Origin of the sequence: Legionella shakespearei DSM 23087 (genome assembly GCF_000373765.1) — a bacterium.
In the GTDB taxonomy this organism is placed as follows: Bacteria; Pseudomonadota; Gammaproteobacteria; order Legionellales; family Legionellaceae; genus Legionella; species Legionella shakespearei.
Map to the genome: position 1 here is coordinate 78,785 of NZ_KB892415.1, position 26,999 is coordinate 105,783.

The following is a 26,999-nucleotide window of genomic DNA, read 5'->3' on the forward strand; positions in this document are numbered from 1 at the left end:
ATGAAAGCAACAGTATTTTTTACCTTATTGGAAGAAATATATATATACTATAAATTTACGAGATAAGATCATTCTAATGAACTGGTTCAATTCCTGGCGATGGATGCTTGATCTGACCTGGCTTGCCTTGCTGTTGGTTCTCCTGCGGCATTTCTGGCAGAACAGAAAGCTGTTAGTGCAGTCTAAATCCTGGCTAAAAGTTAAGGGGCATATTACCCATTGCGAATGGACTAAAGTGGGCCATAGCGTTTGGCCTAAAATTCAATACAACTATGAGGTGCATGATAAGGAACTGACCGGTGAGTATCTCTTTCTGGATACTTCACATAATAATCCCAACTCTAAATATGCCCGTAATATTGCATACAAAGCGGCCGTAGCCTTCAAGGAAAACTCAGAAATAGATGTCTATTATAATCCTAACCAGCCAGATCAGTCTGCTTTGGATGTTACTATCCCGCTTAAATTAAATGTGATTCTCGCCTTAATCAGTGCTCTGATCCTATTCCATCTTGGCTTTATTGTTTTCCACCTTCTTGTGTAGTTGCTGTAGCTGCTTCAGGTTGGCAAACGCAAGGAGGATTAATCACTTTCGATTGCAGGCTTGTTGCTGCAAAGCCTCGGACTCCTTGTCCGCTTGTTGCGGGTGAAAAGCTCAACACCACTCTTAAATTTTGCTGCTGTTGGTATTGTGGATTTTTATACACTACCAGTATGGTCATGGTGGCTTGCCAGTGAGTGGGATCAAGAGTGGTTATAACAGGTGGCTGTGTCGCAACTGCAGTCACTTCATAAGCATTTTTTTGTACGGCTTCAGGAAGCTTGGAGTCGTTAAGTGCTTTACTGTAGGCCATCCAACCGTCAGCAGTGAAATATTTGGCAATTTCCTTTTGCTGTTGCAGATAATTTTTGTAGTCAAAAGTATAGGTGGCAACAATGGCCTCATTAGCCCAAACGGCTAACTGGGTTCTATCCGGGGCTTCTGCATGGGCGCCCAGGCTGCCAAGAAATAATAGTACAACAGAAAGGAAGCCGATTTTTTTGTTCATGAGTCTATTCTCAAAATTTAAAGGATATAGCTTTATTGTAGCTATTTTTTAATAAGAAAAATGCGGGAATCAGATAAAAAAAACCCCGGTTAATATACCGGGGAAAATTGTGTGCCTGAATGAGTGCATTCAAACACTGTCCCGCATAAAAGAGGGGAACGCGGGACTGAGCAGTTCGGGGGGGAACGCTCATATACTTAGACACCTGAGTTATAAAAAAGTTCACTATTTATTCAAAAATTTTTTTATGGCTATTATCTGATGAGGCTTATCACTGGTTTTCAGCGGTTTATGCACCATAGACAGGTATCGAGCAGCGCATCTTTATGGTATTTTATAAGGTAGCGGCCTGCATATCCCCAAAAATCACTTGATGTGGGTTGTCTCATTATTCTTATTCAGTAGCTGATATTAAATTAATCAATAAATCCGTATTCAATTTGAGGTACAAAGGGCATGATTCGTAACAGTCGTTTTTATTTCGCTAATCCTGATACGGTCGGCAGATTTATTAATCGCTGGGACATGCTCTTAATCATTTTAATTTTTTCCGTGCTGTTCTTTTTGGGGTGGGCTGGTTCGCAAATGGCGACCCCTTATCAATTAGGCGATCAGATTCCCATTTCACTCGCTCCTTCAAACTTGCCTTTTTACGCTTTGCGGACCGTATTGCGCTTGTTTATTGCTTTAATTTTTTCCATATTATTCACGTTTATTGTGGGAGCCTTGGCTGCTAAAAACCGCCGTGCGGAGCAGATCATCATACCCGCCATTGATATTCTGCAGTCCATTCCGGTATTGAGTTTTTTATCAATCACCGTAACCGGTTTTATTCATCTGTTTCCCAATAGTTTACTGGGGCCTGAGTGTGCTTCTATCTTCGCTATTTTCTGTGCTCAGGTATGGAACATGACCTTTGGTTTTTACCAGTCACTAAAAACGTTACCCCATGATTTGAAAGAAGTGTCCTCCATGTTTCGTTTGTCGGCCTGGCAACGTTTCTGGAAAGTTGAAGTGCCCTTTTCCATGTCCAGCCTATTGTGGAATATGATGATTTCCATGTCCGCCAGTTGGTTTTTCGTGGTTTTGTCTGAAGCAATTTCAGTGGCGCATCAAAACATAAGATTACCAGGAGTCGGCTCCTACATAGCCTTGGCTATAGCGCAAAAAGATTTACATGCGGTGGGCTATGCCATATTAACCATGGTTATCGTTATTTTTCTTTATGATCAGATATTATTCAGACCTTTGATTGCCTGGTCAGAAAAATTCAAAGTGGAACAATCGCCTGATGATTCAGAGTACCAATCCTGGTTAATCGATCTCATCCGGGGTAGCCGTTTAATGAAGCGGGTGACCAAGGCTTTGAATGTGTTTACCGACAGTTTTGTCAATGCCCGATGGTTACGCATAAGCGAACCACGAGCTGTAAAGGAAATTGATTTTAAAAAACAAAAGCGTTTAGACCGATTATGGGGGGCTTTAGTTTTACTCTTTATTGTGTTTGGCAGCTGGGCTTTACTGCGCTTTATCCTTGCTGAATTGAAAGTCAGTGATATCTTGCATGTGTTTTTATTGGGTGCTGCTACGGGAACGAGAGTTATTGTATTGATTATACTGAGTTCTATAGTCTGGATTCCGGTAGGCGTCTGGATTGGATTAAGACCGAGAATCGCTCAGAGAATACAGCCCGTTATCCAATTTGTTGCGGCATTTCCCGCCAATTTGTTTTACCCCTTATTTGTTATAGCGATTGTCAAATTTAATCTGAGCGTTGAAATCTGGGTAACGCCACTCATGATTCTGGGCACCCAATGGTATATTTTATTTAATGTCATCGCCGGAGCTTCAAGCATTCCCCGCGATTTGTATTTGGCTGCAGATAATTTTGGTCTGAAAGGATGGAACTGGTGGAAAAGATTGGCTTTGCCAGGTATTTTCCCTTTTTACATCACTGGCGCGATTACCGCAGCGGGTGGCGCATGGAACGCCAGTATTGTTGCTGAATGGGTGAGTTGGGGAAATGTCACGCTGAAAGCGACTGGTTTGGGTGAATACATACAAGCCAGCACCACAGCAGGTGATTTTCCCAAGATTGCGCTGGGTACGGCAATGATGTGTGTGTACGTTCTGGCATTTAACCATTTAATCTGGCGTCCGCTTTACCGCTTGGCCGAAGAGCGTTTTAATTTTAATTGAGGCACCCATGTCTGAAACCATTATTGCCATAGAAAATTTGCGAAAATCATTTAAAAAGGCTTCTGCACAAGATTTACTGGTGCTTGAAGACGTCAATTTTAAATTACAGGAAGGTGAAATTGTTGCCTTGCTGGGTAAGTCGGGCTCTGGAAAGTCAACTTTACTCCGGATTATCGCCGGACTGGTTGCTCCTTCCAGCGGCTCTGTGACGTACAGAGGCAAGCCGGTGACACGTCCGGTTGAAGGCATTGCCATGGTTTTTCAATCCTTTGCCTTGATGCCCTGGCTTAACGTTCTGGAAAATGTGGAGCTGGGTCTGGAAGCACAAGGTGTAAGCCGTGATGAGCGGCGGCACAGGGCGATTGAAGCCATTGATATTATCGGTTTGGATGGATTTGAATCTGCTTTTCCCAAAGAATTATCTGGAGGTATGCGGCAAAGGGTGGGTTTTGCCCGGGCTTTGGTAATCAATCCTGATGTTTTATTGATGGATGAACCCTTTTCTGCGTTAGACGTATTGACTGCTGAAAACTTAAAGTCTGACTTGCTGGAATTATGGAAAGAAAAGAAAACCAATACCAATGGTATTTTATTGGTAACCCATAATATTGAAGAAGCGGCCACCCTTGCGGACAGGATAGTCATATTTGGCAATGATCCCGGTTATATTCGTGCGGAATTGCCGGTGACTTTGCCCCAGCCTCGAGATCCTGAAACAGCAGAATTCCGTGCTTTGGTGGACAAGATTTATACCTTGATGACGACTGGACCTAAAGAAAAAGCCAAAAGGGCGCAAAGGGAACGTCAGATTGGTTTGGGGTACCGGCTTCCTGATGTAGAGCCGTCAGAATTATCGGGTTTGATTGAAACCATGAAATCCTTTGAAGAGCGCATTGATTTGCCAGAACTGGCTGATGAATTGATGATGAACATCGATGATCTATTCCCTATTCTTGAGACCTTGGAAATTTTAGGTTTTGCCAAAGTTTCAGCGGGAGACATTCAGCTTAGCGATTTAGGCAAGCAGTTTTCCGAAGCCGACTTGCAAGAACGTAAGCAATTATTCGCCCAAAGGCTATTAGAAAAAGTACCTTTGGCACGTTACATTCGCCGTGTATTGGACGAAAAGACCGGACATCGTGTATCTGAAGAACGCTTTTTAAGTAAACTCGAAGATTATTTAAGTGAAAAAGAAGCGGAGCGGGTATTAAGAACCATGATTGACTGGGGACGTTATGCCGAGATTTTTGCTTACGATTTCAATACCGGTATTTTAAGTCTGGAAAACCCAGGTAAAGCATTGTAGGGCGCAGTACATTTGTGTAGGCCGCAGTACATGTCCACGTCGTCCTGAGCGCGTCTTTTTGCGCGAAGGATCTCCTGAAAGAGGCATGGTGCCAGTATTTGGAGATCCTTCGCGCAAAAAGACGCGCTCAGGACGACGTGGATTCAGGAAGAGGTTGATCCGGAATAGAACAGTGTGTAACCCGGTCTGCTTGCAGCCGGGATCGAAGTGGTAATGAACTAATCTACGTATTACTGCTATAAAATATACAATCCAATCACGCAGGTCTTTTCATCAAATAATCCAATATTTGAAACAGGCGCTCTGGACTGCCAGCCATTTGCAAATCCGTTTTATACTTGTTGTTCACCACAAAAGCAGGAACAGCATTGATTTGATAATTGGCCATTAAAGCCATGCCATTATGAACACGCATATCAATAGTGGGTGAATTCTCAAAAGCACTTTTTGCTATTTCCCTGTCTACACCGTGCGCAGTAAAGAAATCAATCATGGATTGTTTGGATGATAAAGGCTTTCTCTCTTCCTGAATGGCTTTAAATAATTGTGGGCTTAATTTCTCGGCTAAAGCCAGTGTCTTCGCTGTGTAATAGGCTTTGGCATAAAGTTCCCATTCTGGCTTGAACACGACAGGTACGCGATCAAGTTGGGCGTTTTTACCCATTTTATTGGCCCAATCATTAACGGTAGGCTCAATCTTGTAACACCAGGGACAACCATAACTGAAAAACTCGGTCACTACAGGAACCTTGCTTTTATTATCTGTTGTCTGAGGATTGGAAACAACCTGGTAATCTTTACCCTCTGTAAATACTGCCGCAAATGCCAGAGCAGGTACCAGTAATAAAATGGAAACTAATTTTCTTAACATGTGATATTCCTTAATATAAACCTTCAATATAATGTGCTACTGCTTCCATATCATCCTGGCTCATTCTGCCACTGATGTCTTGCATGATATGGTTTAAGTCATTTTTTCGTTTGCCGTCTTTAAACTCTTGCAATTGCAGTACTGTGTATGCAGCATGTTGTCCCGAAAGTACCGGGAATCCCGCCTGAGCATTTCCAGTTCCTTTGGGACCATGACAGGCAATGCATGCGGTAATGTGTTTTTCAAAATCACCGCCGCGATACAGTTGCTCACCGCGTTGCATGTACTTTTTAGGTGTTGACCCTTCTGCCAAGGGCATTTTAGCATAATATGCAGCCAAGTCATGTATGTCTTGTTCATTAAGATTTGCCATAATTGCTGTCATAGTTGGAACGGTTCTTACGGTGTTTTGTTTTATATCCAGCAATTGCTTCACCATGTACTTTTCACTCTGACCTGCCAGATTGGGCCATATTGGATTCGTACTGATACCTTGTTGCCCATGGCAGGCAGTGCAAACAGCGGCTTTATTCTGCGCTTCTGGCACGTTTTCCTGAGCATAAATGATCAGTGGTGAGCATAAAAAAATGGCGAGTGCTAATTTTTTCATCGCTATCTCATAATAAATAAGTAATTTAATGGTACACTGCTTAGGTCAAAATCCCAAAAAGAATTATCTAATGTTACCAAATTTATATTCTAAAGCAGTATTTTTAAAAAGTGCAGCCCGTGTGGATCAATTACCTCCGGATATTGGTTATGAAGTTGCTTTTGCCGGTCGCTCCAATGCAGGTAAATCCAGTGCATTAAATTGCCTTACTTCTATAAAAAATCTGGCACGTACCAGTAAGACGCCAGGGCGCACTCAGTTAATTAATTTATTTTCTTTGGATGATGAACGGCGTCTGGTTGATTTACCGGGCTATGGTTATGCCAAGGTTCCTCTGCAAGTCAAAATGGAGTGGCAGAAACATCTGGCGCATTACCTTGAAGTCAGGGAAAGCCTCAAAGGGCTGATTTTATTAATGGACGTTCGTCATCCATTAAAAGATTTGGATCAAATGATGGTTGATTGGTCACTTAATCGTGAGCTACCCGTCCATATCCTTTTAACAAAATCAGACAAACTAAGCCGTAGCGAGGTCAAAAATACGGTTCTGAAAGTGCGCAGGCATTATGAGTTGGCCAGTCATTTAGTAAGCGTCCAATCTTTTTCATCTTTAAAAAAAGAAGGCCTTGATGAATTGATTGCCTTATTAAATAACTGGTTTGAATTAGGCTAGCACACAACCGCCAGCACTAGATCTTCTGTTTGCTTATGCTCTCATTACCTAAAGAAAACCGAGCCGCGACCGTGAGGGAGCGGAACAGTTCGATGCACTCCATTGTTGATTGCTCATTAGGTGTACATCCAAAATTTCCGCTCCCTCACGGTCGCGGCTCGGTTTTCTTGGCATGATGCTTTTTTGTACTCTTGATTAGCGAGTCACAATACAGGCTCAAGGGGATATTTCGGGGGGATTCCTCAGCTCAGGACGACGTGCTTCGGTCTGGGGCTGTACTGTAACCAGCATGAATCAGCAGCTATTCCCCTAAATCCTTCATCAACTCAGCAACAATCTGTGGATTAGCCAAGGTAGACAAATCCCCCAACTCATCAATATGGTTCACTTCCCTGCACGCTATTTTACGTAAAATCCGGCGCATAATTTTACCCGAACGGGTTTTTGGCAAATCAGGGCTGAAATGAATTTTATCCGGCTTTGCAATAGCGCTGATTTCATTTTTTACTGTTTCAACCAATTCAGCCAGCAAGGTTTCATCCGCTTTATAGCCTTGCTTCAAAGTAACAAAAGCATAAATACCTTGTCCTTTGATGTCATGGGGAATTCCTACTACTCCGGCTTCGGCAACGGAAGGATGGCTTACTAAAGCACTTTCAATTTCGGCTGTTCCAAGACGATGTCCAGAGACATTGAGGACATCATCAATACGACCGGTGATCCAGTAATCCCCATCTTCATCACGTTTGGCGCCATCGCCAGTAATGTAATAGCCATTGGATAAATAAGTAGCGCAATAACGTTGATGATCACCTGCTATAGTCCGTGCCATTGACGGCCAGGGATATTTAATAGCTAAGAACCCTTCACCAGCACCATGAATCTCTTGTCCTTGATCATTAAGCAATACAGGAACTATGCCTGGAACAGGCTGTCTGGCAGATCCTGGTTTTGCTACAGGCTCATCGGCACGTGGACTCAGCATGATGGCTCCAGTTTCTGTTTGCCACCAGGTATCCACTACAGGACATCTGCCTTCGCCAACTTCCTGCTCGTACCAATTCCATGCCTCAGGGTTAATGGGTTCACCTACGGAGCCTAATAACCGCAGTGATTTTCGGGAACTGGAAGCTAACCACTGATCACCGGCTCGCATTAAAGAACGGATGGCAGTGGGGGCGGTATAAAAAACATTGACCTGATGTTTGTCAACTATATGCCAGTTTCTTGCTGCATCTGGCCAGGTAGGAATCCCTTCATACATCAACGTGGTAATCCCATTACAAAGGGGGCCATAGACCACATAACTGTGGCCGGTAATCCAGCCAACATCGGCTGTACACCAGAAGACTTCCTCAGGTTTGCAATTAAATATTAATTGGTGCGTATACGCTGCCTGCACTAAATAACCGCCGGTAGTATGGACTACGCCTTTGGGTTTTCCTGTGCTTCCCGAGGTGTAAAGAATGAACAAAGGATCTTCGGAATTCATCGGTTCTGGCGCACATTCCGCAGCAACGGTTTGTTTCAGTTCATGCCACCAGTAGTCTTTTTCAGGATTAAAGCTAATGCTGTTGCTATCGTTTTTAACAACCAGTATTCTGATATCCAAATCTTTCGTGGCTTCATCCGCCTGATCTTTTAAATTGACTGCTTTACCACCGCGATGAAACCCATCAGCGGTTATCAAACAGGCACAGTCGGAAGCAATCAGGCGTTGCCTTAAAGCCTGGGCTGAAAATCCGGCAAAAACAACGGTATGAATGGCGCCAATTCGTGTACAGGCAAGCATGGCAATTGCAGCTTCGGGGATCATCGGCAAATAAATAGCGATTGTATCCCCTTTTTTTATTTTTAACTGTTTCAACACATTGCTCATGCGGCACACTTCTGCATGTAATTGCGCAAAGGTCAGGGTTTTTTGTTTTGCTGAATCATCGCCTTCCCAAATAATGGCAGGCTGATTTGCTTTATGAGGCAAATGTCTGTCCAGACAATTGGCGCTTACATTGAGTAATCCACCTTCAAACCAGGTTACATCACCATGCTTTAAATTGCCTGTCAGAACCGTATTCCAGGGGCGTATCCAGTCAAGCGTCTGGGTAGCAATTTCCGCCCAGAATTCGGTCAATGATGCTGCTGCAGGTGTCAGTTCAGGATGGATTACATCAGACTTACTCATATTTATACTCCGTCAGTCTTGGCTATGAGTTTAATGATGGCAGAAAAATCAGACTCGCCCAGACCCTGATCAATAAAGTGTTGATAAAGTTCTGTGGTCTTGGCACCTAGCGGCGTGTCTACATGTACTGACTGAGCAGTGTTCTGGCTTAACAATAAATCTTTCAGCATCATGGCCGCGGCAAAACCGGGTTTGTAATCATTATTCGCCGGAACGTTTTCCAGAATATCGGGAACAGGGACATATTTGGTCATGGCCCAGCATTGTCCAGAGGCATTGGAAACGACTTCAAATAATTTTTTAGCGCTGAGGCCTAATTGTTCAGCCAAAGTAAAGGCTTCTGAAATAGCAACCATGGAAATACCCAGAATCATGTTATTGCATATTTTTGCAGCCTGGCCACTGCCCGCATCACCGGTGTGAATGATTTTTTGCCCCATGGCAGCGAGTATTGGCCGAGCAGCAATAAATGCTTCTCCATTTCCACCCACCATGAAGGTTAATGTACCTGCAGCCGCACCTGCCACACCACCGGATACGGGGGCATCTATGGAGAGTAACTCGCTTTCTTTGGCCAGTTGATGAATTTCGCGAGACGTTTTGACGTCTATAGTCGAACAATCAATAAACAAAGCCCCTGGGATCGCTCTGCTCAGTAATCCATCTACACCAAGACAAACGTGCAGTACCTGTTGCCCGGTCTGCAGCATGGTAATGATAATTTCCTGCCCTTTACCCGCTTCCTGTAAGTTGGTGGCAACCAGGCCGCCCTGTTCTGCAAAACGATCCAGAGCTGACCGTTGTAGGTCAAACCCTGTCACCTGATGTCCTGCTTTAACCAGATTGATGGCCATAGGCAATCCCATATGCCCCAATCCTACAAATCCTATTTTTGCCATTTTGTTCTCCCTGCATCCTGTATTAGTGAGTAGGCATAGCAAACGCATTTTCCTTCACTTGGTTCACTGGCCATTTGCTGGTAATGGTTTTCAACCGGGTGTAGAAATGAATACTTTCTTCGCCATGCATGTTGGTATCACCAAAGGCAGAACGCTTCCAGCCGCCGAAAGGATGATTGGCAATGGGAACAGGAATAGGAATGTTGACTCCTACCATACCCACTTGAACACGTTGGCTGTATTCACGGGCGCTAAAGCCGTCACGGGTGAAAATAGCTGTACCATTACCGTATTGATGTCTGTTCACCAGATCCAGGGCTTCTTCAAAAGTATTTACCCTGACGATGACTAACACGGGACCAAAAATTTCCTGTTGATAAATCGACATGTTTTCATCTACGTGATCAAACAGACAAGGACCAACGAAAAATCCCTGCGGGTATTGTTCATGTTTAAAGCTGCGGCCATCAATGATTAATTGTGCGCCTTCACTCACGCCTTTATCTATTGCAGCCAGTACTTTCTGACGGTGAGCGCTGCTGATTAATGGTCCCATATCAGTGCCGGCAATGTCTCCTGCATCAATTTTCATTGCGCGAATTTGCGGTGCCATTTTAGCAATTAAGGCATCAGCAGTCTGATCGCCAACTGTGACGGCAACAGACAGAGCCATACATCGTTCACCAGCAGAACCGTATGCGGCACCTACAATAGCACTTGCGGCCTGATCCAGATCGGCATCGGGCATCACCACACAATGGTTTTTAGCGCCACCAAAAGTATGCGCGCGCTTGCCATAAGCCGTCGCTGTGGAATAAATGGATTGTGCTACAGGTGTTGATGCAACTGCGGTAAATGCGGCAATATCCGGATGCGCTAATAATTGCTCCACAGTGGTTTTATTACCCTGCAAGCAGTTGGCAACACCTGCAGGTAAGCCTGCTTCACTCAATAATTCCAACAAACGTACAGGCGCTGATGGATCTTGTTCTGAAGGTTTCAGGATGAAGGTATTGCCACAGGCAATAGCCGGTATCATCATCCACACCGGAACCATGACCGGGAAATTAAAAGGAGAAACTCCCGCGCAGACACCCAAAGGCTGTTTGAAGGTATGGCAATCAATATGGCTTGCGACGTCAGCAGAAAAATCTCCTTTGAGTTGATTGACCAGACCACAATGTAATTCAACCACTTCAATAGCGCGTGCGACCGAACCTTTGGCATCGTCCAGAGTTTTACCATGTTCCCGGGTTACGATGCGTGCCAGATCCATTTGGTATTTTTCCATTAAATCCCTGAAACGGAAGAGGATGCGGGCTCTTTTTATTGCTGGAGTTTGTGACCATTCAATGCCAGCCTCTTTGGCTGTGGCTACTGCTTTGTCACAAGTTGATTTTGAGGCGAAATGTACCTGAGCTATTATTTCACCTAATGCGGGGTTATAAATGGATTGAGCTTCTGTGCTGGTTTCATTAACTGGCTGCCCGCCAATATAATGTGGTACGTTGTATCCCATTTGTTAAACTCCTTTTAGTAGTTAATTCTTTGCCGCCACGACTGCCGGCTTTCCTTAATTCAAGTCAGGAAATGTCAGCAGTTTCTAATGTTTTTAACACCACTTTATAGTGACGATTGTCTGTATTATTGTGGGTTCCAATTGTTTCTATCACTTCAAAATCAGTGGGATTCCCTGCATTTTCAAGAGCATTTTGTACTGCATCATCAATACCCTCTTCTGAAAAACCTGTAAAATTTTCGCTACTTTTCATAGACATCCTTTTATAATTTTTCAAAAAAAATATAGTTTAGCACGAAGTAAAACTATTAAGGTAATCAACTTCCTGATATCTTAGGCAGACTAAATAATTTAAATATTGAATACAGGGCATTGTTTCAGAAAATTATTTATACAATAATGAAAAATCAAAAGCAGTAAAGGACTAAGCTATGAGAAAAGGCATAATTTTACGTGTTGTGGACGGTACGGCATTATCTCCTGAGTTATCTCGTACATTAGAAGAACTATTACCTAAACATAAAATAGAATATTTTCAGAACAAACCTGATTATGCTCAGAGTATAGAGCGTCGCATAAACAGTCTTTATGATGCTTTTTTATTTATTCTCGATGCCTATCCCCTGGATCCCAAATTCACCAACCTTAATGCAGACACCTTAAGAAATTATGCACAATTGTGTAAAGACAACTGTGATTTGACTAAAGGTTCGGTGGAGGAACTACATAAAGAGCTGGAAAAATATACGGCTAAATTAGTTGATGTCTTATCTGTTGCCTGGGAATGGCCAAAGGGTAAAGCGGTTAAAGAGTCAATCGCCTGTCTGAATGAGGCAGAGCAATATGTGCTGATGGGCAGGGGCCGTCCCGATTTGGCTACCTTGACACCAATACAGATTGGCACTGAGACAGAGTACGTTTTACAGTTTGATGAGTCTCTTCCTCCATACTATGATCAAATAGTAACTGAGTTACAAACATTAAAGGAAAATAATTATCCCAGAACACCTGCCTGGTTCCGCCATCTTTCTGAATATCAGCAAGCTTATTTTTGCAATTTGGATATGAAAAAGCTTGATGCGACAACTGTGATGCAGGATTTCAACAGTTTTATGTCTGTCTGGGAGAGCACTCAAAAGAATTCTCTCAGTCTGGCAAGCGATTTAAATAAAATTAAAACCCATGCAGCGCCTTATCCTAACTGGTTCAATTCTTTAAATGTGGCGCAACAGGCTATGGTGAGGGTTTTGTCCGAAGATCCTGCGAGTTTTGATTCTCATTTAAGGTCATTTAAAAAGACATTAATCGAATTAGCTACAAAACTGGCCTACAATAAAACGCTTAGTCTTATCCCACGCTTGCCACAATGGTACTGGGTATTGCCAAAAACGCAGCAGGCTTTTTTGGCTCAGGTACTTAAAAAAGAAAAAAATGTAGAGGATGCCGTTTCTTTTGTATCCAGCAGGCATCGTACTTTACCTCTGCCCGCAAATTTTGCAGCCCATAGCCTGATTAAACTGAATAAGGAAGGCGAGTCGGAAGTATTTTTTGGAAGACGTTTCCGTTCGAGCCATATCGCGAGCCGTGACGGCCTGGATTTTCCCGAAGCGGTGCAACAAAGACATTGTGATGCCAACCTGGCTCAGGTTATGTCCAAGGCGCATGCAGAGCAATTCCGGTTATTGCAAACCTTAATCAGCCCCATACATGCTCTGGATTATGTGCCCAGTGCTGTTACTGATTACTTGCCAGAGTTACCACCAGATCTAGAATTATATAAAATCGCACGCGCAGCAGTTAAGCGCAGCGAAAAGGCCTTAGTAACCTTACAGCATAATCACCCATTTAATGTAGCCAAACGCTATTATTATACTGAATTTAATGATCCTGACAGTCTGCTTTTACTGGAGATCGCACGAAACTATGTTTCAACTATTCCGGGTTTAAAAGAGCTTTTGACGGATTATGAAAATGTACTGAACTCACCTTTGGGAACAGCTACTGTTTTGGATCATGATGGGCGGGAATTGTTTTTAAGTTCTTTGGAACAATTAATTATTCTCACCCTTGGTGGCTATAGTTATGGTTCTTGTGTCAGCGGTAAAGACAGAAAAGCAATCGAGTTAATGCATACTGATGCGATGATTCTGTATAAAGCAAAATACGGAGCCTGGCCTAAATTTGGTGATCCCAAAGAGAAAACAGATCGGGTGAACTTTGTTGAGATATTAACTGATTTGTACATGTCCAGACATCAGCATGTTCATGCGGGACAAAATGCCCCAGGTTCTGAAGGCATTAAAACCCCTGGCATGTATTTACCTGCGGATGTGGCTGAGGCGATTAATAAACACCTGGGTACAGAAAAAGGCCTTGATTATGATGATCGCTTGGCTACTGATAATGAAGTGAAGAATATTAGTAAAGAATTAAAAAACTATCTGTTACCGGAAAATGACCTGTTATGTAAATTGATGGCCAGGCAATTGGGCGAGGTACTGTGTACTCGGCTCTATGATTCTTTGAGTGCCCTGATTAATGAGGAACGTCGTTTTCAGCCGAAGAAGGATATATGGAGTCTGGGTTGGTTTGATAGCAGTAAAAAAGAAAGTGGGGCAACTCCTACAGGAATACAATCCATTCGCGGACTCATGCTTGATGAACATGCGGGAAAAAACAATGTGAACCGCATGGAAAAAATATTTGCTGCCGTATTAAGTCGCCCTGAAACAGATTCTTCCCGTACCAAGGAAACCAATTCCGTTTATTCGCGCATTCGCGATATGCTAAGGCCGCTTAAATCAGGGCTTAATCTTGATAAAGTTGCTGAAGAAGCTGTTACTGAATGGTCTCAATTGTTTGAAGACTCAAAAAGGGACAACAGCCTGTTAGTGTATTAAATGGTAGCCCGGTTGCAAGCTGATTCACGTCGTCCTGAGCGCGTCTTTTGGCGCGAAGGATCTCCAAATACTGGCACCATGCCGCTTTCAGGAGATCCTTCGCGCAAAAAGACGCGCTCAGGACGACGTAGATCGGGGAATGGCAAGGATGTAAGGATGTATAGAAGAGTCAAGTTGCTTGCAACCGGGCTACCATTACTAGAGAACATGCTCCAAACCATAAACCATACCGGTTAAGGCGCTCACTTTTTGGCATGCCAAAACCACGCCTGGCATAAAACATTGTCTGTCTATGCTATTGTGGGTAATAGACAGCGTTTCTCCCTGATTACCGAATAATACTTCCTGCCGTGCCAGAGTCCCCGGTAAACGCAGAGAGTGGATATTAATATCATGATGGGAACCACCACGTGCTCCGGCAACCAATTCTTTCAACTCAAGCTTATTTTTAGGATGCTTCCTTGCCTCAGCTATCATTTCAGCCGTTTTTAAAGCAGTACCAGATGGCGCATCCAGTTTTTGTTGGTGATGCATCTCAATGATTTCAACTTCAGACAAATATTCTGCCGCTTTTGCTGCAAAAAGCATCATGAGCACTGCACCAATTGAAAAATTGGGTACGATAATTCCACCCAATTGTTTTATTTCGCATGCCGCGGATAATTCCCTGATTTGCTCAGTGACCAGGCCTGATGCACCAATAACAGGATGAGCACCATGCTCAATGATGGTTAAAGAGTTTTCATAAACAGAATCAGCTCGTGTTAAATCGACAACCACCTGAGCATGGGTGTCTTTGATCACCTGGCCAAGATTATCTTGCTTTGTGAGCTGCGCTACCAATTCAAAGTCAGGGTGATTATTCAGGGTGTCGCAGGCAAGCGAGCCCATTTTTCCTTTAGCGCCATTCACAATAACTCGAGTTAACATAAGTACTCCTTGGGACGTTTTTGGCAGACGGTAAGGGAACCATGTTCCCTAAGCCATAAGTGAATTATTCTTTGGGGATATGGCCAGTTCGCGCTGGAAATAGTGTACGCCAGGCCCAAATGGATGCAAAAGGCCAGCCAATTACCGTAGCCTGCATGATCAGGGCTACAAGAGCACCCCCAGGATTATCGTTAATTAATAAGATCAACCACGGTAAAAGTACAGCAAGAATTGACATAATTATTCGTTTCATACGCACTCACCATTAAAATTATGGGAACTGTTAACAGTCCCTGGCCGAAAGAATTTTTTGTAAGCTCTAATCTTACTTCATTTTATTCTTTTGATACAAATTATACACTTTATTTCCCAGTTTTTTGTTTGTGATCCAAATCATACAGAATACTTGCAAACGCTCATTAAACATTGTACATTGTGCGCTCATTCCGAAAGCGAATATACATATTATTCAATTATCCAATTCCAGACATGACAACCAATAAAGCAGGGGCATCACGTTTTTTAAATCAGACCCTAAATTATAATCCTATTAGACTTTATATAACAAAGGTATCACAATGAGAAAACAGGAGCTGCATCCACGTACCGCTGTCATTAATAAAGCGCAAAAAAATCAGTCGAAGAAAGCCCGATCAGAAGCATTGACATGGCTTGCAGCAAACTTTCCTGCTGCCTTTGATAATTCATTGCGTATACGTCCGTTAAAAACAGGTATTATGGATGACCTTTTGCAATATGCGGATAAAGCGGCCGAAGCAGGTATTTCCAAAAGTAAATTAAGGGAAGCCGTGGTTTTATTTACCCGCCGGCTTGATTATCTGACTTGCCTCAAAGCGCGTGAAATGCGAATCGATTTACAAGGCACAGTGGTGAGCGAAGTGACCGAGGAAGAAGCGGAGCATGCTGCGGTAAAAATAAAGAAACGCGTTGAAAAAAGTGTGAGGAATGCACGTAAAGTTTTAGCTGCCAAACCTGTGACTAACAGTTCTTCTGCAAGCAGCAGTGGCTATGCTGCCAAATCATCTGCGTACAGCTCATCAGCATCTGCCAGCGATGATTATTTACCGACTTATCCGCCAAGAGCTCCAGCCTATAGTTCACAAAATGTGGCAGCGACTCCTGTACGAACTGCGTCAGTGGTAGTGAAACATAAAACGACAAGACAGTATGATCCCAGTGCTGTAGCCCGTTTAAAAGAAAAACTGGGCTTATCACGCAGCATTGAAGAGAAAAAAGAAACGGCAGAATAATGAAAACCAAACTCCTTTTTTTAAGTTTTTTCCTGATGCAACATCTTGTGGCCGCACCTCGATTTGTTGCTTCTTCCCCTGATTTTCAGGGGGCTTACCGTCTCGATTCTGCAGCACTTTGTGCTACAGCAAAACAGACAGTAGCTTACTTAAATAAAGGGGCGTCTTATGATCCACAAGTCATTCATGATGGTAAGGCACTAAGCATTCCTCTGGCGCGAATGAAAGCGACCTTGCTGTTTATTTGTCAGAATCAAGACAAGATGAATGATCCTGCTTTTATTAAGCAGCACTTTGAATTTATCCGTTGGTATCCAGACGTCAGTCATGCCAAATCTTTAGCGACCAATAAGTCCTTACTGCGCCATTTGCCAGACGATCGTATTTTAATGACTAAATATTACGTCCATTTAGCCAAGGCCAGTGCGAAACAAAACGCACAAAAGCCCTATGCATTATATGGTTTGCCAGCAGATGAGCAGAATTTAACACTTGAAGAAGCCGAGAAGCATCCGGAGCTCGTGCGTTTTCACTATGGAAAGCAGGCCATTTTAGCTGGCGCACTTAAAAACAAATCTGTTCCTGCGTTGGCATATTTCAGTAGAGACGATCTTGAATCTGCCTTGTTACAGGGGACTGTTGTTGCCGATTTCGGCGGCGCCAGGAAAATCTTTAATGTGCATCGCAATAATAATATTGCGTATAATCGAACTAAAAACCCTTACCAGCAAGAGCGTTATTGGTATTTCAAGCAGGTTGATGGCATAAAAGGCTATGGAAAAGATGCAGACCATAAAATCACCGTCAATCCTGAAGCCACTTTTGCAGCCGACTTAAATCAATTTGGATTAGGTAAAGTGTTACTGATCCAATATCGTGACCCATCAGGCACTACTATTTCAAAAGCTGGAATTTTTGCAGATACCGGAGGAGCTTTTGCGGATAATTTATATCAGGTAGATTATCTGGCTGGCAGTTATGCTGGTAAAGATGCATTTTCCCAGGCGACTCGAACGTTGCCAGATTATGTAGCCGCCTATTTTATGGTATTAAAGTAACGCTCCTTTACTTATTGTCTGTTTATCATGGCCTTTTGTGACTCCTCACTGGAAGTGATTGATGGGGATTTGTCGGGTTCGGCTTTAGAAAAGAGTTGGCTATGAGGTACTGGTTTCTCATCTTCCTGTGATTTATCCATGGATTGGGTCTTCTCTGTCCCTCTCAGTGATTCTAATATGGCGGTACTACTGCTGCTTTCTGGCTGTTCTTGTATGAGTTGCTCTTTCTCTGAATCCTTATTTAAGGTATCAATCGGAGCTGCTGTAATCACTTTTGCAATACCGTAACCTATCAATCCGGTGAAAACCGCAGTCCCCAGCACTGCCAGACCTGCTGGAGCTAATTCTGTTGCAGCTAAAGCTCCTCCTAGAAGCAATCCTGCAGCAGAAGAAATTCCCAAAATGATGCTTGTGCGATAATCAGAAAGTGAGCCTGACTTTGTTGGAGCGGTATGCCCTGCATCGTGTTCTTGTGTTAATCCTTTGTCACTTGAATCAAGAACTTTGTACCGCATAATATTGTTGATAGTTTCTAACAATTCATCTTTTTCAAGCGAATCTGGCATCTTCATGAGGTGCTTTCTTGTGACTTCTACGTCCTTACGTGACCCTTTACCAATTGGGGTATCCAGATTTGTTATGTGTTGCATGGGGCTTTGGAAGGGATCATGGCCATGGACGTAATGAATTTTATAATCATTATTGGATGCTGGTCTTGCATCTTCCGTTTCCTTGTTTTCATTCCATCGATTCCAGATCATATAAATCAGAGGATAAGCTTTTCGTTCTTCTAAACTCATATCAGCCAAATCCATTGGGTCATCAACAGTGCAATATTCATGAACCCTGTTTTCTTCTACTATTTGAGCAAATTGCTGGTTTATTTTATCAATGGTTTTAGCAAGGGCTTCCTTAGTTGAATCATCGTAATCTACACCTAATTGACTGGCAATATCCTGTATGCTGTCAAAACGAACCGGTGCATGAGTGAATAAAGTGATCCCATCCTCATTCAACGTGTAATCCAAAATCTTCAGCGATGGTTTGTATGCCTTGTTAATCAGGGACGTGACCTCAGATTCTGTAATGACCTGTTCATCAAGCAAGATACGCAAGCCGGCAAAAGAAGGTTTTTGTTGGGGATGGACATAACCCACCTCTTCAAGATAATGTCTGTTGATCAGATTTTCATATCCGGTAACAAATTCATTGCCATGATTGGAGATTAAAGTATGTACTTCAACCTTGTTATCATGGAGAAACCCTAATAATCGTAATGTAAAATAATCATTACTGCCGCGATCTGCGAATTCATCACCAATTAAGCGTACTAATGCCTTTTGGTCATCAATTTCAAGTGTACCCATGAACTGATTAAATTGAGCAATCATGGTTTTGTATTCAGCCACAATGTTGCTCAGAGTTCTGTTTGCAGCGTCTGTTATCCTTTTTGACTCTTTCAGGGAATCAGTAAGAATGGTTATATCCAGGTCTGCTAACTGAAACTCTTCATCTGGAGTACGTGGATCCTTGTCTTTGAGACGGTGATAGAGCTCAATGCTCTTCTCATATTCTTCAGCTTTTTCTTTCTGAGTATACAGTTTAAGCAGTTGTTCATCATAAAGACTGACATAATCAGCCATCTTTTCATAAGTTGTAACAAATTGATTGTATTGCTCTGCGGGATTACTGACTTCATCTTTAAATTTAATAATTTTATGACGAAACAATACGTGAGCTAATTTGACCGCATTACCGTGGAGATCGCCTATGGTTATAGAACCTGAGTTACCTTCAAATTCCTCAGGATATTGGTAAATATCAACTTTCTTTTCAATAAGTTTGCTGACCATTATGTTCTCAGGAAGGATTCTATTGATTATATTTTAGACTATTGAGCAAGAATTGGTTTTTTTTTGTAGCCCGTATTAGCGCATAGGAGTCAACTTAAGAAAGGAAGATCCATGTCGTCCTGAGCTGAAATATCCCCACGAAAATGATTTATTTATCAGCACTACCTCTTCTGTTTGCTTATGCTCTCAGTTACCTAAAGAAAACCGAGCCGCGACCGTGAGGGAGCGGAAATTTTGGATGTACACCTAATGAGTAATCAACAATGGAGTGCAGCGAACTGTTCCGCTTCCTTACGGTCGCGGCTCGGTTTTCTTAGCTTGTACTCTTGATTAGCGAGTCACAATACATGCTACAACCCCAAAGTCCCTATGATAACGCGAATTTTGGGTTTCTATTTCAAATTATATAGCAATAATTTCCATGCAATTAGTACCGCCAGGCGTTCCTATAGTTCTGCCTCGTGTTAACAAAACAAAACCTTTGTTATCGATATAACGAGCTTTGATAAGTTCCTGTATCACCTGTTGGTTCAGGTTTTGCTGATCCAATTGATGATAATCAAGGAAAATCGGGAATACATTATTGACCAGGCTTAATCGTCCCACAGTTCTCCTGTTAGCAGAAACTGCAAAAATAGGAACAGTACTATGCTGCCTTGATATCCACAGTGCCGTATCACCTGATTCGGTAAGCGTAATAATGGCCTGGATAGGAAAATGATTGGCTGCATGCATGGTGGCTATGGCTATTGCCTGATCAGCGCGTTGATAATGACAGGTTTCCGGATCGTTGCGATAGAAAAAACTGGCATGCTTTTCTGCACTGAGACAAATTTTATTGACCATAGAAACGACTTTAATCGGGAACTGGCCACTTGCAGTTTCCGCTGAAAGCATCACTGCATCCGTTCCATCCAGTATCGCATTGGCCACATCCGAAACTTCAGCACGAGTAGGTTGTGGGTTTGCTATCATGGATTCCATCATTTGTGTTGCGGTAATGACGACTTTATCCAGGAGCCGTGTTTGCTCTATGATTCTTTTTTGAATGGCTGGAACTTCCGCGGCTCCCACTTCAACGCCCAAATCGCCCCGTGCAACCATAATGGCATCCGATTCGAGAATAATATCAGACAAGTGATCCAATGCTTCTGTGCGTTCGATTTTGGCAATAATGGGTATGGGGTGTCCGCCGTATTCTTTAATTAAGGTGCGGGTGTTACGAATGTCTTCCGCGTCTTTGACAAAGGACAGGCTGATGTAATCAACCTCTGCGGCAATAGCAATGCGCAAATCCTGGCGATCTTTATCCGTTAAAGTTCTGGCCGCAAGGCCACCGCCTTTACGGTTTAATCCTTTCAGATTCGTCAGAACTCCACCTTCAATGACCACGCAGTGGATTTGAGAGCCTGTGATTTTGGTGACTTCCAACTCGATTAAGCCATCATTAATCAAAAGATGATCGCCTGCCTGAAGTTCATTGGCCAGATTAGGGTAGGCTACTGAAACACCATGGATATCTCCCATGCTGTCTTCGGTCTGACAATCCAGTATAAACGACTGGCCATCAACCAGATGAACTGATTTATCCTTAAAACGTCCTATTCGTATTTTCGGACCCTGTAAATCAGCCATGACGGCAATAGGGTGGTTCAATTCCGCTGCAATTTCTCGCACCATAGCAATCAGTTGTATGGCAGTGGCATCCGCATGGGAAAAATTAATTCTGACTACATCAACTCCTGCGCCCAACATGGCGCGCAGTGTTTCCGGGCTATTGCTGGCCGGGCCCAGAGTGGCTACGATTTTAGTTCGACGTAACATCTTTGGCGCGCTCCTGCAAAATGGCTACAGCGGGTAAGGTTTTCCCTTCCAGATATTCGAGAAATGCTCCACCGCCAGTTGAAATATAAGATATTTGCTGATTGAGATCATAAAGATCCACTGCCGCTAAAGTATCCCCACCTCCGGCAATGGAAAAGGCATCGCTTTCCGCAATGGCTATAGCCAGAGCTCGAGTGCCGTAAGCAAATTGAGGGAATTCAAACACGCCAACCGGACCATTCCAGATGATGGTTTTTGCTTCATCAATAATGTCCACATAATCACTAATGGTCATTGGACCTATATCCAGAATCATATCGTCACTGGCTACATTGGCCAATGTTTTATTAAAAGCAGGGCAGGTATCGCTAAAGGTTTTACCTACTACTACATCAGTAGGTAGAGGAATTTTACAGCCTTTCTCTTCAGCCAATTGCAGAATTGCGCGGGCTTCATCCAGTAATTCAGGCTCGTATAAAGAGATTCCTATTTCAAAGCCTTGAGCTTTAAGGAAGGTATTCGCAATACCGCCTCCGGGGATAAGAAAATCCACCATTCCAACTAATTGCTTTAGCAAAGTCAGCTTAGATGATACTTTTGCTCCACCAACAACCGCAACAATGGGTTTTTGCGGGTTTTTAAGAACAGCGTGTAAGGCTTCAAGTTCTCTTACCAGCAAAGGGCCTGCTGCTGCCACAGGGGCGTATTCGGCCACACCATAGGTAGAGGCCTGAGCCCGATGAGCCGTACCGAAGGCATCCATGACAAAAACATCACAGAGCTTCGCCATTTGTCTGGCCAGATGCTCGTCATTATTTTTTTCACCCGGATTGAAGCGTACATTTTCGCAAATGACCAACTCACCTGGTTTGACCTCAATGCCATCAAGATAGGTGCTGACAAACCTGACGGGATAATTTAAGTGTTGCTCTAAATAATCAGCGACTGGTTGTAAGGAAAAGCGTTTTTCAAAACGTCCTTCTTCCGGGCGGCCAAGATGTGACAGAACCATAACAGCAGCTCCCGCTTTCAAGGCTGCCTCCAGAGTAGGCAACGCCGCTTGCAGGCGTTGATCACTGGTTATTATGCCGTCTTTGATAGGCACATTTAAATCTTCGCGAATTAAAACCCGCTTACCTGCCAGGTCTATATCGCTCATTTTTATCAGGTTCATGTAATTCCCTTAGCAATTCATCATTTGGTGTGCGGTATCCAGCATACGATTAGAAAATCCCCATTCATTATCATACCAGGCTACAACCTTGACCAAATTACCTAACACTTTGGTTTGGGTTGCATCAAAAATAGCTGATGCGGGATTGTGGTTAAAATCGCAGGAAACTAATGGATCATCATTGATTTGTAAAATGCGGCTTTTGGCTTTACGTACCAAATCGTTTACTTCGGCAACGGTAGTATCTCGTTTCGCTGTAAACGTAAGGTCAACAACCGATACATTTAAAACAGGAACGCGCATGGCGAAACCATCCAATTTTCCTTCCAGTTCTGGTAATACCAGACCAACTGCTGCAGCAGCACCAGTTTTGGTAGGAATAATTGATTGGGTCGCAGAACGGGCGCGGCGTAAATCTTTATGGCTGCCATCTAAAAGCATCTGGTCTTTGGTATAGGCATGAACAGTGTTCAATAAGCCGTGTTCAATCCCTAAACCATCATTTAAGGGTTTGACTACTGGAGCCAGACAGTTTGTAGTACAGGAAGCATTGGATACTATAGTGTCTGATGCTTTCAGTATGTTGTGGTTTACTCCATAAACTACAGTGGCATCAACGCCTTTTCCAGGAGCAGAAATCAATACTTTTTTAGCGCCGGCAGTAATATGCTGCATGGCACTTTCTCTGCTGGTAAAGAAGCCTGTGCATTCAAAAACCAGATCAATGTTCAAGTCTTTCCAGGGTAAATGGGAAGGATTGCGTTCTGCAGTAACCTGTATGCTGTGACCATCGATAATCAGGTTGTTGCCTTCAACAGACACATCCGCATTAAAATGGCCATGTGTTGAGTCAAAACGGGTTAAATGCGCGGTTACTTCAATGCCTGATAAATCATTGATTGCAACTACTTCAAATTCATTTTGTCTGTTGGATTCAAAAATCGATCTTAAAATGCAACGGCCAATGCGGCCATAGCCATTAATTGCGACTCGTATTGTCATGCTACTTCTCCGAGTTAAGGTGTCCTGGCTTTCACTGGGACTGTCATCATTTCTTATCTTAAGCAAAATCGAAACAGTGACAACCCCTGTAGGAATAGCGGGTTACACAAGTGTTTTCTTAGTTAATTTTTCCAGGGTGTTGATTATGGTTTCAACTGTAAGGCCTAAAAATTGATAAGCCTGGCTGGCCGGGGCTGAAACGCCAAAGCAATCCAGGCCGATTACTGCGCCATCCAATCCTGTAAATTGATGCCAATAGGCACTGCTTGCAGCTTCAATTGCTATACGGACTCGAACGTCATCGGGTAATACCTGCTGTTTGTATGCAGCATCCTGTTCCAGGAATCGTTCGCCACAGGGCATGGATACTACCCTTATTTTTAATCCTTTTGCTTGCTCTGCTGCCGCAAGGGCTAATTGTACTTCAGAACCCGTTGCGATCAGGATAGCATCTGGCTTTCCAGCGCAATCAGCGATAATGTAACCACCTTTTCTGATCTGTTCGCCAGCATCTTGCTTATGCGGCAGAGCCGGTAAGTTTTGTCTTGAAAGCAATAAGGATGAAGGGCCATTGTGATGTTCAAGAGCCGATTCCCAGGCAACTGCCGTTTCCATCAAATCAGCGGGTCTCCAGACAGTCATACCAGGCGTCATACGCAACATGGCGGCATGCTCTATGGGTTGATGAGTGGGACCATCTTCACCTAATCCTATAGAATCATGAGTAAAGACATAAATGACCCGTTGCTTCATCAAGGCACTTAAACGCACTGCATTGCGGGCGTAATCAGCAAAAACAAGGAAGGTTCCACCATAAGGAATAAAGCCGCCATGTACGGCCAGACCATTCATAATGGCTGCCATAGCAAATTCGCGTACCCCGTAATACAGGTAATTACCAGAACAATCTTCAGCAGAAATAGCCTTGGTGCCTGACCAGTCAGTATTGTTGGAGCCGGTTAAATCTGCAGAGCCACCCAACATTTCCGGTAAGAACGAGGCAAAATATTCAATACATTGCTGTGATGCCTTGCGTGTTGCAATCGCTTTCTCATTACCACGACATTGTTCCAGGAAGGCTTTTGTTTTCTCTTGCCAGTCATCAGGAAGATCACCATTAATACGACGTAAAAATTCAGCATTTTCCTGGGGATAGCATTGTTGGTATTCGTGTTGTAATTGCAGCCAGTCTTGTTCTTCTTGTTCTCCTGCTTCTACGTGGTTCCATTGTTGATAAATGGTGTCAGGAATAACAAAGGGCGCATGCGGCCAGTTAAAGTAGTTACGAACTTTGACTATATCATCAGCACTCAGGGGCGAGCCATGTGATTTTTCACTGCCGGCGACTGAAGAACCGAAACCAATAATGGTTTTGCACATGATAAGGGTAGGTTGCTTTTTATTCGCCTGAGCTTTAATAATGGCCTGTTCTATGGCATTCATATCATGGCCATCGACATCTTCAATGACTTGCCAGTTGTACGCTTTGAAACGGGCTGCAGTATCATCCGTAAACCAGGATTCTACCTTGCCATCAATGGAAATACCGTTATCATCATAAAAAACAATGAGCTTGCCTAATTCCAGAGTTCCCGCCAGAGAACAGGCTTCGTGGGAAATACCTTCCATTAAACAGCCGTCACCGGTAAAGGTATAGGTATAATGATCTACCAGATTGAAATCAGTTTTATTGTATTGGCTGGCGAGAATTTTTTCTGCCAGAGCCATACCTACAGAATTGGCAAGACCTTGGCCTAATGGCCCTGTGGTGGTTTCAACTCCTGGCGTATGTCCGTGTTCGGGATGGCCTGGAGTTTTTGAATGCAGTTGACGGAAATTTTGCAGCTCAGTAATGGGCAGGCTGTATCCTGTCAAATGGAGCAGGGAGTAGAGCAACATGGAACCATGCCCATTGGATAGTACAAAACGATCTCTGTTAAACCAATAGGGGTTTTTAGGGTTAAATTTTAAGAATTTTTTCCATAAAACGGTGGCTATGTCAGCCATTCCCAAGGGCATACCCGGGTGACCTGATTGTGCCTGGTTGACCGCATCGATACTTAACATGCGCACGGCGTTGGCTAATTCTTTGGAAAGATTCATGCGTACTCTTCTGCATTTAAGTGAGGTGCTATTGTCGCTCAGAAGAAAAAAATCAGCAAGAAAAGCGTTCATTTTTAGTAAGAACTCATGTAAATTTCATATGGGAATGTTTTTAAAATTTTACTTTTTGTCTATTTTTTGTAATAATGGGCGTTTTTTCGGTGCAGCATGATGCTGAGGGATTGAAAAAGATCAGGAGATCAAACGAAAATAAATTAATACCTTTAAGAAGTGTTGCAGAAAGGCATGAATCCAGTAATCGTACATTTACGAAGTATTTTTCCAGAGCTGCCCTTACCCGCAGCGCAACACTCCCTGCATTGGACTTTTGATCAGCAGATTAATGCGCTTGGTCCTGAATTTTACAGTAAAGTAGTTCCTCTTCATCTTTCCCTGAACATGGAATACAGCGTTTTATGCCATCAATTAAGACACAGTTTTTCCTTTCCGGATCAAATCAGCCATGATCAGGCGATGGAGCAATTAGCGGCGGCATTATGTCTCGCGGAACTCCTGGAACATACTTACCAACACTATTTAATTGTGCCACGAGAAGTAGCACGCCTGCGCCGCCAACAACAGGTTTACCGTGACTTGCTGACCGAAATGGGTGGCTATACTTTTTCTCCAAGGCTTCCAGAAATGAAACCTGTGTCAGTAGGCTGGTCATTAACGCAACTAATTCGCGATAATACCGCATTAGCTAATTGGTACCGCTTGCTGGTCACACGATCCAAACGGGTACTGAACTTTCTCGATTTGGTTGTAACCAATTCACCGATGTTTCATGATTTTGTCTCATTATTGGATGAGTATACCAATCCCTTTTTCGCTTATTTGGCCTGGTGTTTTTTCCTGCCACGTTTAATCACCAACCTCTTTTTAATGGTGAAGCATACTATTCCATGGCCCTGGATGGATGATAAGGAAAAAGCGCTGGATTGGTATTTGCGATTTGAAGCGCAGATTCAAAGAAGATGGTTTGAGTTAGGCAATGACGCAGTCTGGGTTTTCGTCGGGCTCAGTACCTGTTTTATATTGACCGGAGTGTTAGCCCCATTAGGCGTTTATTTAACCCTTTTCGCCTTTGCTTTTGATATCGCCAACTCCGCATTGCGTGCTTATGTTGAGCTCAATCGCCTGTATGAATTACAAGATGACTATCAGCAAATGTATCTTGAGGCAGAAGATGACGAAAGCAGAGAGGCCATAAAAGAATATCAAAACTATTTGAATTATCGCGTCAATTTTGAAAAATTACGCTTGGGCTTGCATCTTGCCGGAACGGTTGCAGTCTTGCTGGCAATGAGTCTTGCCATCCCTGCTTTGGCAACCAATCCCGTACTGCCTTTAATCGGTGCTGTCTTATTAATTTTAATATGGATTGCTGCTTTTGTTTTGACGCAGATGCTGGAGCAGTACAGGCCTGATGAACATCTGGAAAAACCCGTATCTGTCGGCAAAACAGGCTTTTTTGCTCCGAAGAAAGCTCCTGTCGATGAGCCCGATCCCACCCTGTTCGATGAAGAGGAGCTGTCTGGAGAAGTACAACCTCTAATGAGCTAAGGTATAGAGC

General features: G+C 43.3%; 22 protein-coding genes. 8 read left to right on the plus strand and 14 right to left on the minus strand.

Going from position 1 to position 26,999, the window contains the following annotated elements:
* Positions 1–76 precede the first annotated feature (76 nt).
* The gene (locus B094_RS0111250) at positions 77–544 is read left to right on the plus strand and encodes a DUF3592 domain-containing protein (RefSeq protein ID WP_026253996.1); all 468 of its coding nucleotides are present in this window, start codon (positions 77–79) and stop codon (positions 542–544) included.
* On the opposite strand, the gene B094_RS0111255 is transcribed toward B094_RS0111250, so the two are convergent.
* A complete protein-coding gene (locus B094_RS0111255) occupies positions 519–1,049 on the minus strand; it encodes a DotI/IcmL family type IV secretion protein (protein ID WP_018577914.1) in 531 nt (176 codons plus the stop codon). The genes B094_RS0111250 and B094_RS0111255 overlap by 26 nt on opposite strands.
* Before the next feature lie 459 nt (positions 1,050–1,508).
* On the opposite strand from B094_RS0111255, the gene B094_RS0111265 reads away from it, so the two are divergent.
* Positions 1,509–3,248: an ABC transporter permease gene (locus B094_RS0111265; protein ID WP_026253997.1), complete on the plus strand. Its 1,740-nt coding sequence runs from the start codon at positions 1,509–1,511 to the stop codon at positions 3,246–3,248.
* 7 nt (positions 3,249–3,255) lie between these two features.
* Complete coding sequence (locus tag B094_RS0111270; RefSeq protein ID WP_018577917.1) at positions 3,256–4,554, plus strand: ABC transporter ATP-binding protein; 1,299 nt, start codon at positions 3,256–3,258, stop codon at positions 4,552–4,554.
* Between the two features lie 256 nt (positions 4,555–4,810).
* On the opposite strand, the gene B094_RS0111275 is transcribed toward B094_RS0111270, so the two are convergent.
* Together B094_RS0111275 and B094_RS0111280 are read right to left on the minus strand one after the other, a co-directional pair.
* Entirely contained in the window at positions 4,811–5,425 is a 615-nt protein-coding gene (locus B094_RS0111275; protein WP_018577918.1) for a thiol:disulfide interchange protein DsbA/DsbL, read from the minus strand.
* Positions 5,426–5,435: 10 nt separating this feature from the next.
* On the minus strand, positions 5,436–6,035 hold the full coding sequence (locus tag B094_RS0111280) for a c-type cytochrome (protein WP_018577919.1): 600 nt from the start codon (positions 6,033–6,035) through the stop codon (positions 5,436–5,438).
* A 70-nt stretch (positions 6,036–6,105) separates the two neighbouring features.
* Here B094_RS0111280 and yihA point away from each other — a divergent pair, with 70 nt between their 5' ends.
* Positions 6,106–6,708 (plus strand): ribosome biogenesis GTP-binding protein YihA/YsxC, encoded by a 603-nt coding sequence (gene yihA / locus B094_RS0111285; protein ID WP_018577920.1) that lies wholly within the window; start codon positions 6,106–6,108, stop codon positions 6,706–6,708.
* 301 nt (positions 6,709–7,009) lie between these two features.
* Here yihA and acs read toward each other — a convergent pair whose 3' ends face one another.
* The 4 genes from acs to B094_RS0111305 all read right to left on the minus strand — a co-directional run bounded on the left by acs (position 7,010) and on the right by B094_RS0111305 (position 11,561).
* Positions 7,010–8,890: an acetate--CoA ligase gene (gene acs, locus B094_RS0111290; protein WP_018577921.1), complete on the minus strand. Its 1,881-nt coding sequence runs from the start codon at positions 8,888–8,890 to the stop codon at positions 7,010–7,012.
* 2 nt (positions 8,891–8,892) lie between these two features.
* Positions 8,893–9,789: a 3-hydroxyisobutyrate dehydrogenase gene (gene mmsB / locus B094_RS0111295; RefSeq protein WP_018577922.1), complete on the minus strand. Its 897-nt coding sequence runs from the start codon at positions 9,787–9,789 to the stop codon at positions 8,893–8,895.
* A 22-nt stretch (positions 9,790–9,811) separates the two neighbouring features.
* Positions 9,812–11,308 carry a CoA-acylating methylmalonate-semialdehyde dehydrogenase gene (locus tag B094_RS0111300; RefSeq protein WP_018577923.1) on the minus strand — a complete coding sequence of 499 codons (1,497 nt, stop codon included), beginning with the start codon at positions 11,306–11,308 and terminating at the stop codon, positions 9,812–9,814.
* Between the two features lie 64 nt (positions 11,309–11,372).
* Positions 11,373–11,561, minus strand: coding sequence for a dodecin domain-containing protein (locus B094_RS0111305; RefSeq protein ID WP_018577924.1), 189 nt, complete (start codon positions 11,559–11,561; stop codon positions 11,373–11,375).
* Between the two features lie 178 nt (positions 11,562–11,739).
* On the opposite strand from B094_RS0111305, the gene B094_RS0111310 reads away from it, so the two are divergent.
* Positions 11,740–14,208 (plus strand): hypothetical protein, encoded by a 2,469-nt coding sequence (locus B094_RS0111310; protein WP_018577925.1) that lies wholly within the window; start codon positions 11,740–11,742, stop codon positions 14,206–14,208.
* 198 nt (positions 14,209–14,406) lie between these two features.
* Here B094_RS0111310 and dapB read toward each other — a convergent pair whose 3' ends face one another.
* Together dapB and B094_RS0111320 are read right to left on the minus strand one after the other, a co-directional pair.
* The gene (gene dapB / locus B094_RS0111315) at positions 14,407–15,138 is read right to left on the minus strand and encodes a 4-hydroxy-tetrahydrodipicolinate reductase (RefSeq protein WP_018577926.1); all 732 of its coding nucleotides are present in this window, start codon (positions 15,136–15,138) and stop codon (positions 14,407–14,409) included.
* 64 nt (positions 15,139–15,202) lie between these two features.
* A complete protein-coding gene (locus B094_RS0111320) occupies positions 15,203–15,391 on the minus strand; it encodes a hypothetical protein (RefSeq protein ID WP_018577927.1) in 189 nt (62 codons plus the stop codon).
* A gap of 325 nt (positions 15,392–15,716) precedes the next feature.
* Here B094_RS0111320 and B094_RS0111325 point away from each other — a divergent pair, with 325 nt between their 5' ends.
* On the plus strand, positions 15,717–16,409 hold the full coding sequence (locus tag B094_RS0111325; RefSeq protein WP_018577928.1) for a ProQ/FinO family protein: 693 nt from the start codon (positions 15,717–15,719) through the stop codon (positions 16,407–16,409).
* Positions 16,409–17,467 carry a hypothetical protein gene (locus B094_RS0111330; RefSeq protein WP_018577929.1) on the plus strand — a complete coding sequence of 353 codons (1,059 nt, stop codon included), beginning with the start codon at positions 16,409–16,411 and terminating at the stop codon, positions 17,465–17,467. The genes B094_RS0111325 and B094_RS0111330 overlap by 1 nt, the downstream gene beginning before the upstream one ends.
* A gap of 11 nt (positions 17,468–17,478) precedes the next feature.
* Here the strand turns inward: B094_RS0111330 and wip are convergent, their stop codons facing one another.
* From wip to tkt, 5 genes are all read right to left on the minus strand, one after another.
* Positions 17,479–19,320, minus strand: a complete 1,842-nt coding sequence (gene wip, locus B094_RS16140) for a Dot/Icm T4SS effector Wip (protein WP_018577930.1) — start codon at positions 19,318–19,320, stop codon at positions 17,479–17,481.
* Between the two features lie 402 nt (positions 19,321–19,722).
* A complete protein-coding gene (pyk, locus tag B094_RS0111340) occupies positions 19,723–21,144 on the minus strand; it encodes a pyruvate kinase (RefSeq protein ID WP_018577931.1) in 1,422 nt (473 codons plus the stop codon).
* Positions 21,128–22,318, minus strand: coding sequence for a phosphoglycerate kinase (locus B094_RS0111345; protein ID WP_018577932.1), 1,191 nt, complete (start codon positions 22,316–22,318; stop codon positions 21,128–21,130). The genes pyk and B094_RS0111345 overlap by 17 nt, the downstream gene beginning before the upstream one ends.
* 9 nt (positions 22,319–22,327) lie before the next feature.
* Positions 22,328–23,320: a type I glyceraldehyde-3-phosphate dehydrogenase gene (gap, locus tag B094_RS0111350; protein WP_018577933.1), complete on the minus strand. Its 993-nt coding sequence runs from the start codon at positions 23,318–23,320 to the stop codon at positions 22,328–22,330.
* Between the two features lie 102 nt (positions 23,321–23,422).
* Positions 23,423–25,495: a transketolase gene (gene tkt / locus B094_RS0111355; protein WP_155823840.1), complete on the minus strand. Its 2,073-nt coding sequence runs from the start codon at positions 25,493–25,495 to the stop codon at positions 23,423–23,425.
* 174 nt (positions 25,496–25,669) lie between these two features.
* Here tkt and B094_RS0111365 point away from each other — a divergent pair, with 174 nt between their 5' ends.
* Complete coding sequence (locus tag B094_RS0111365; RefSeq protein ID WP_040524246.1) at positions 25,670–26,989, plus strand: hypothetical protein; 1,320 nt, start codon at positions 25,670–25,672, stop codon at positions 26,987–26,989.
* Positions 26,990–26,999 lie beyond the last annotated feature (10 nt).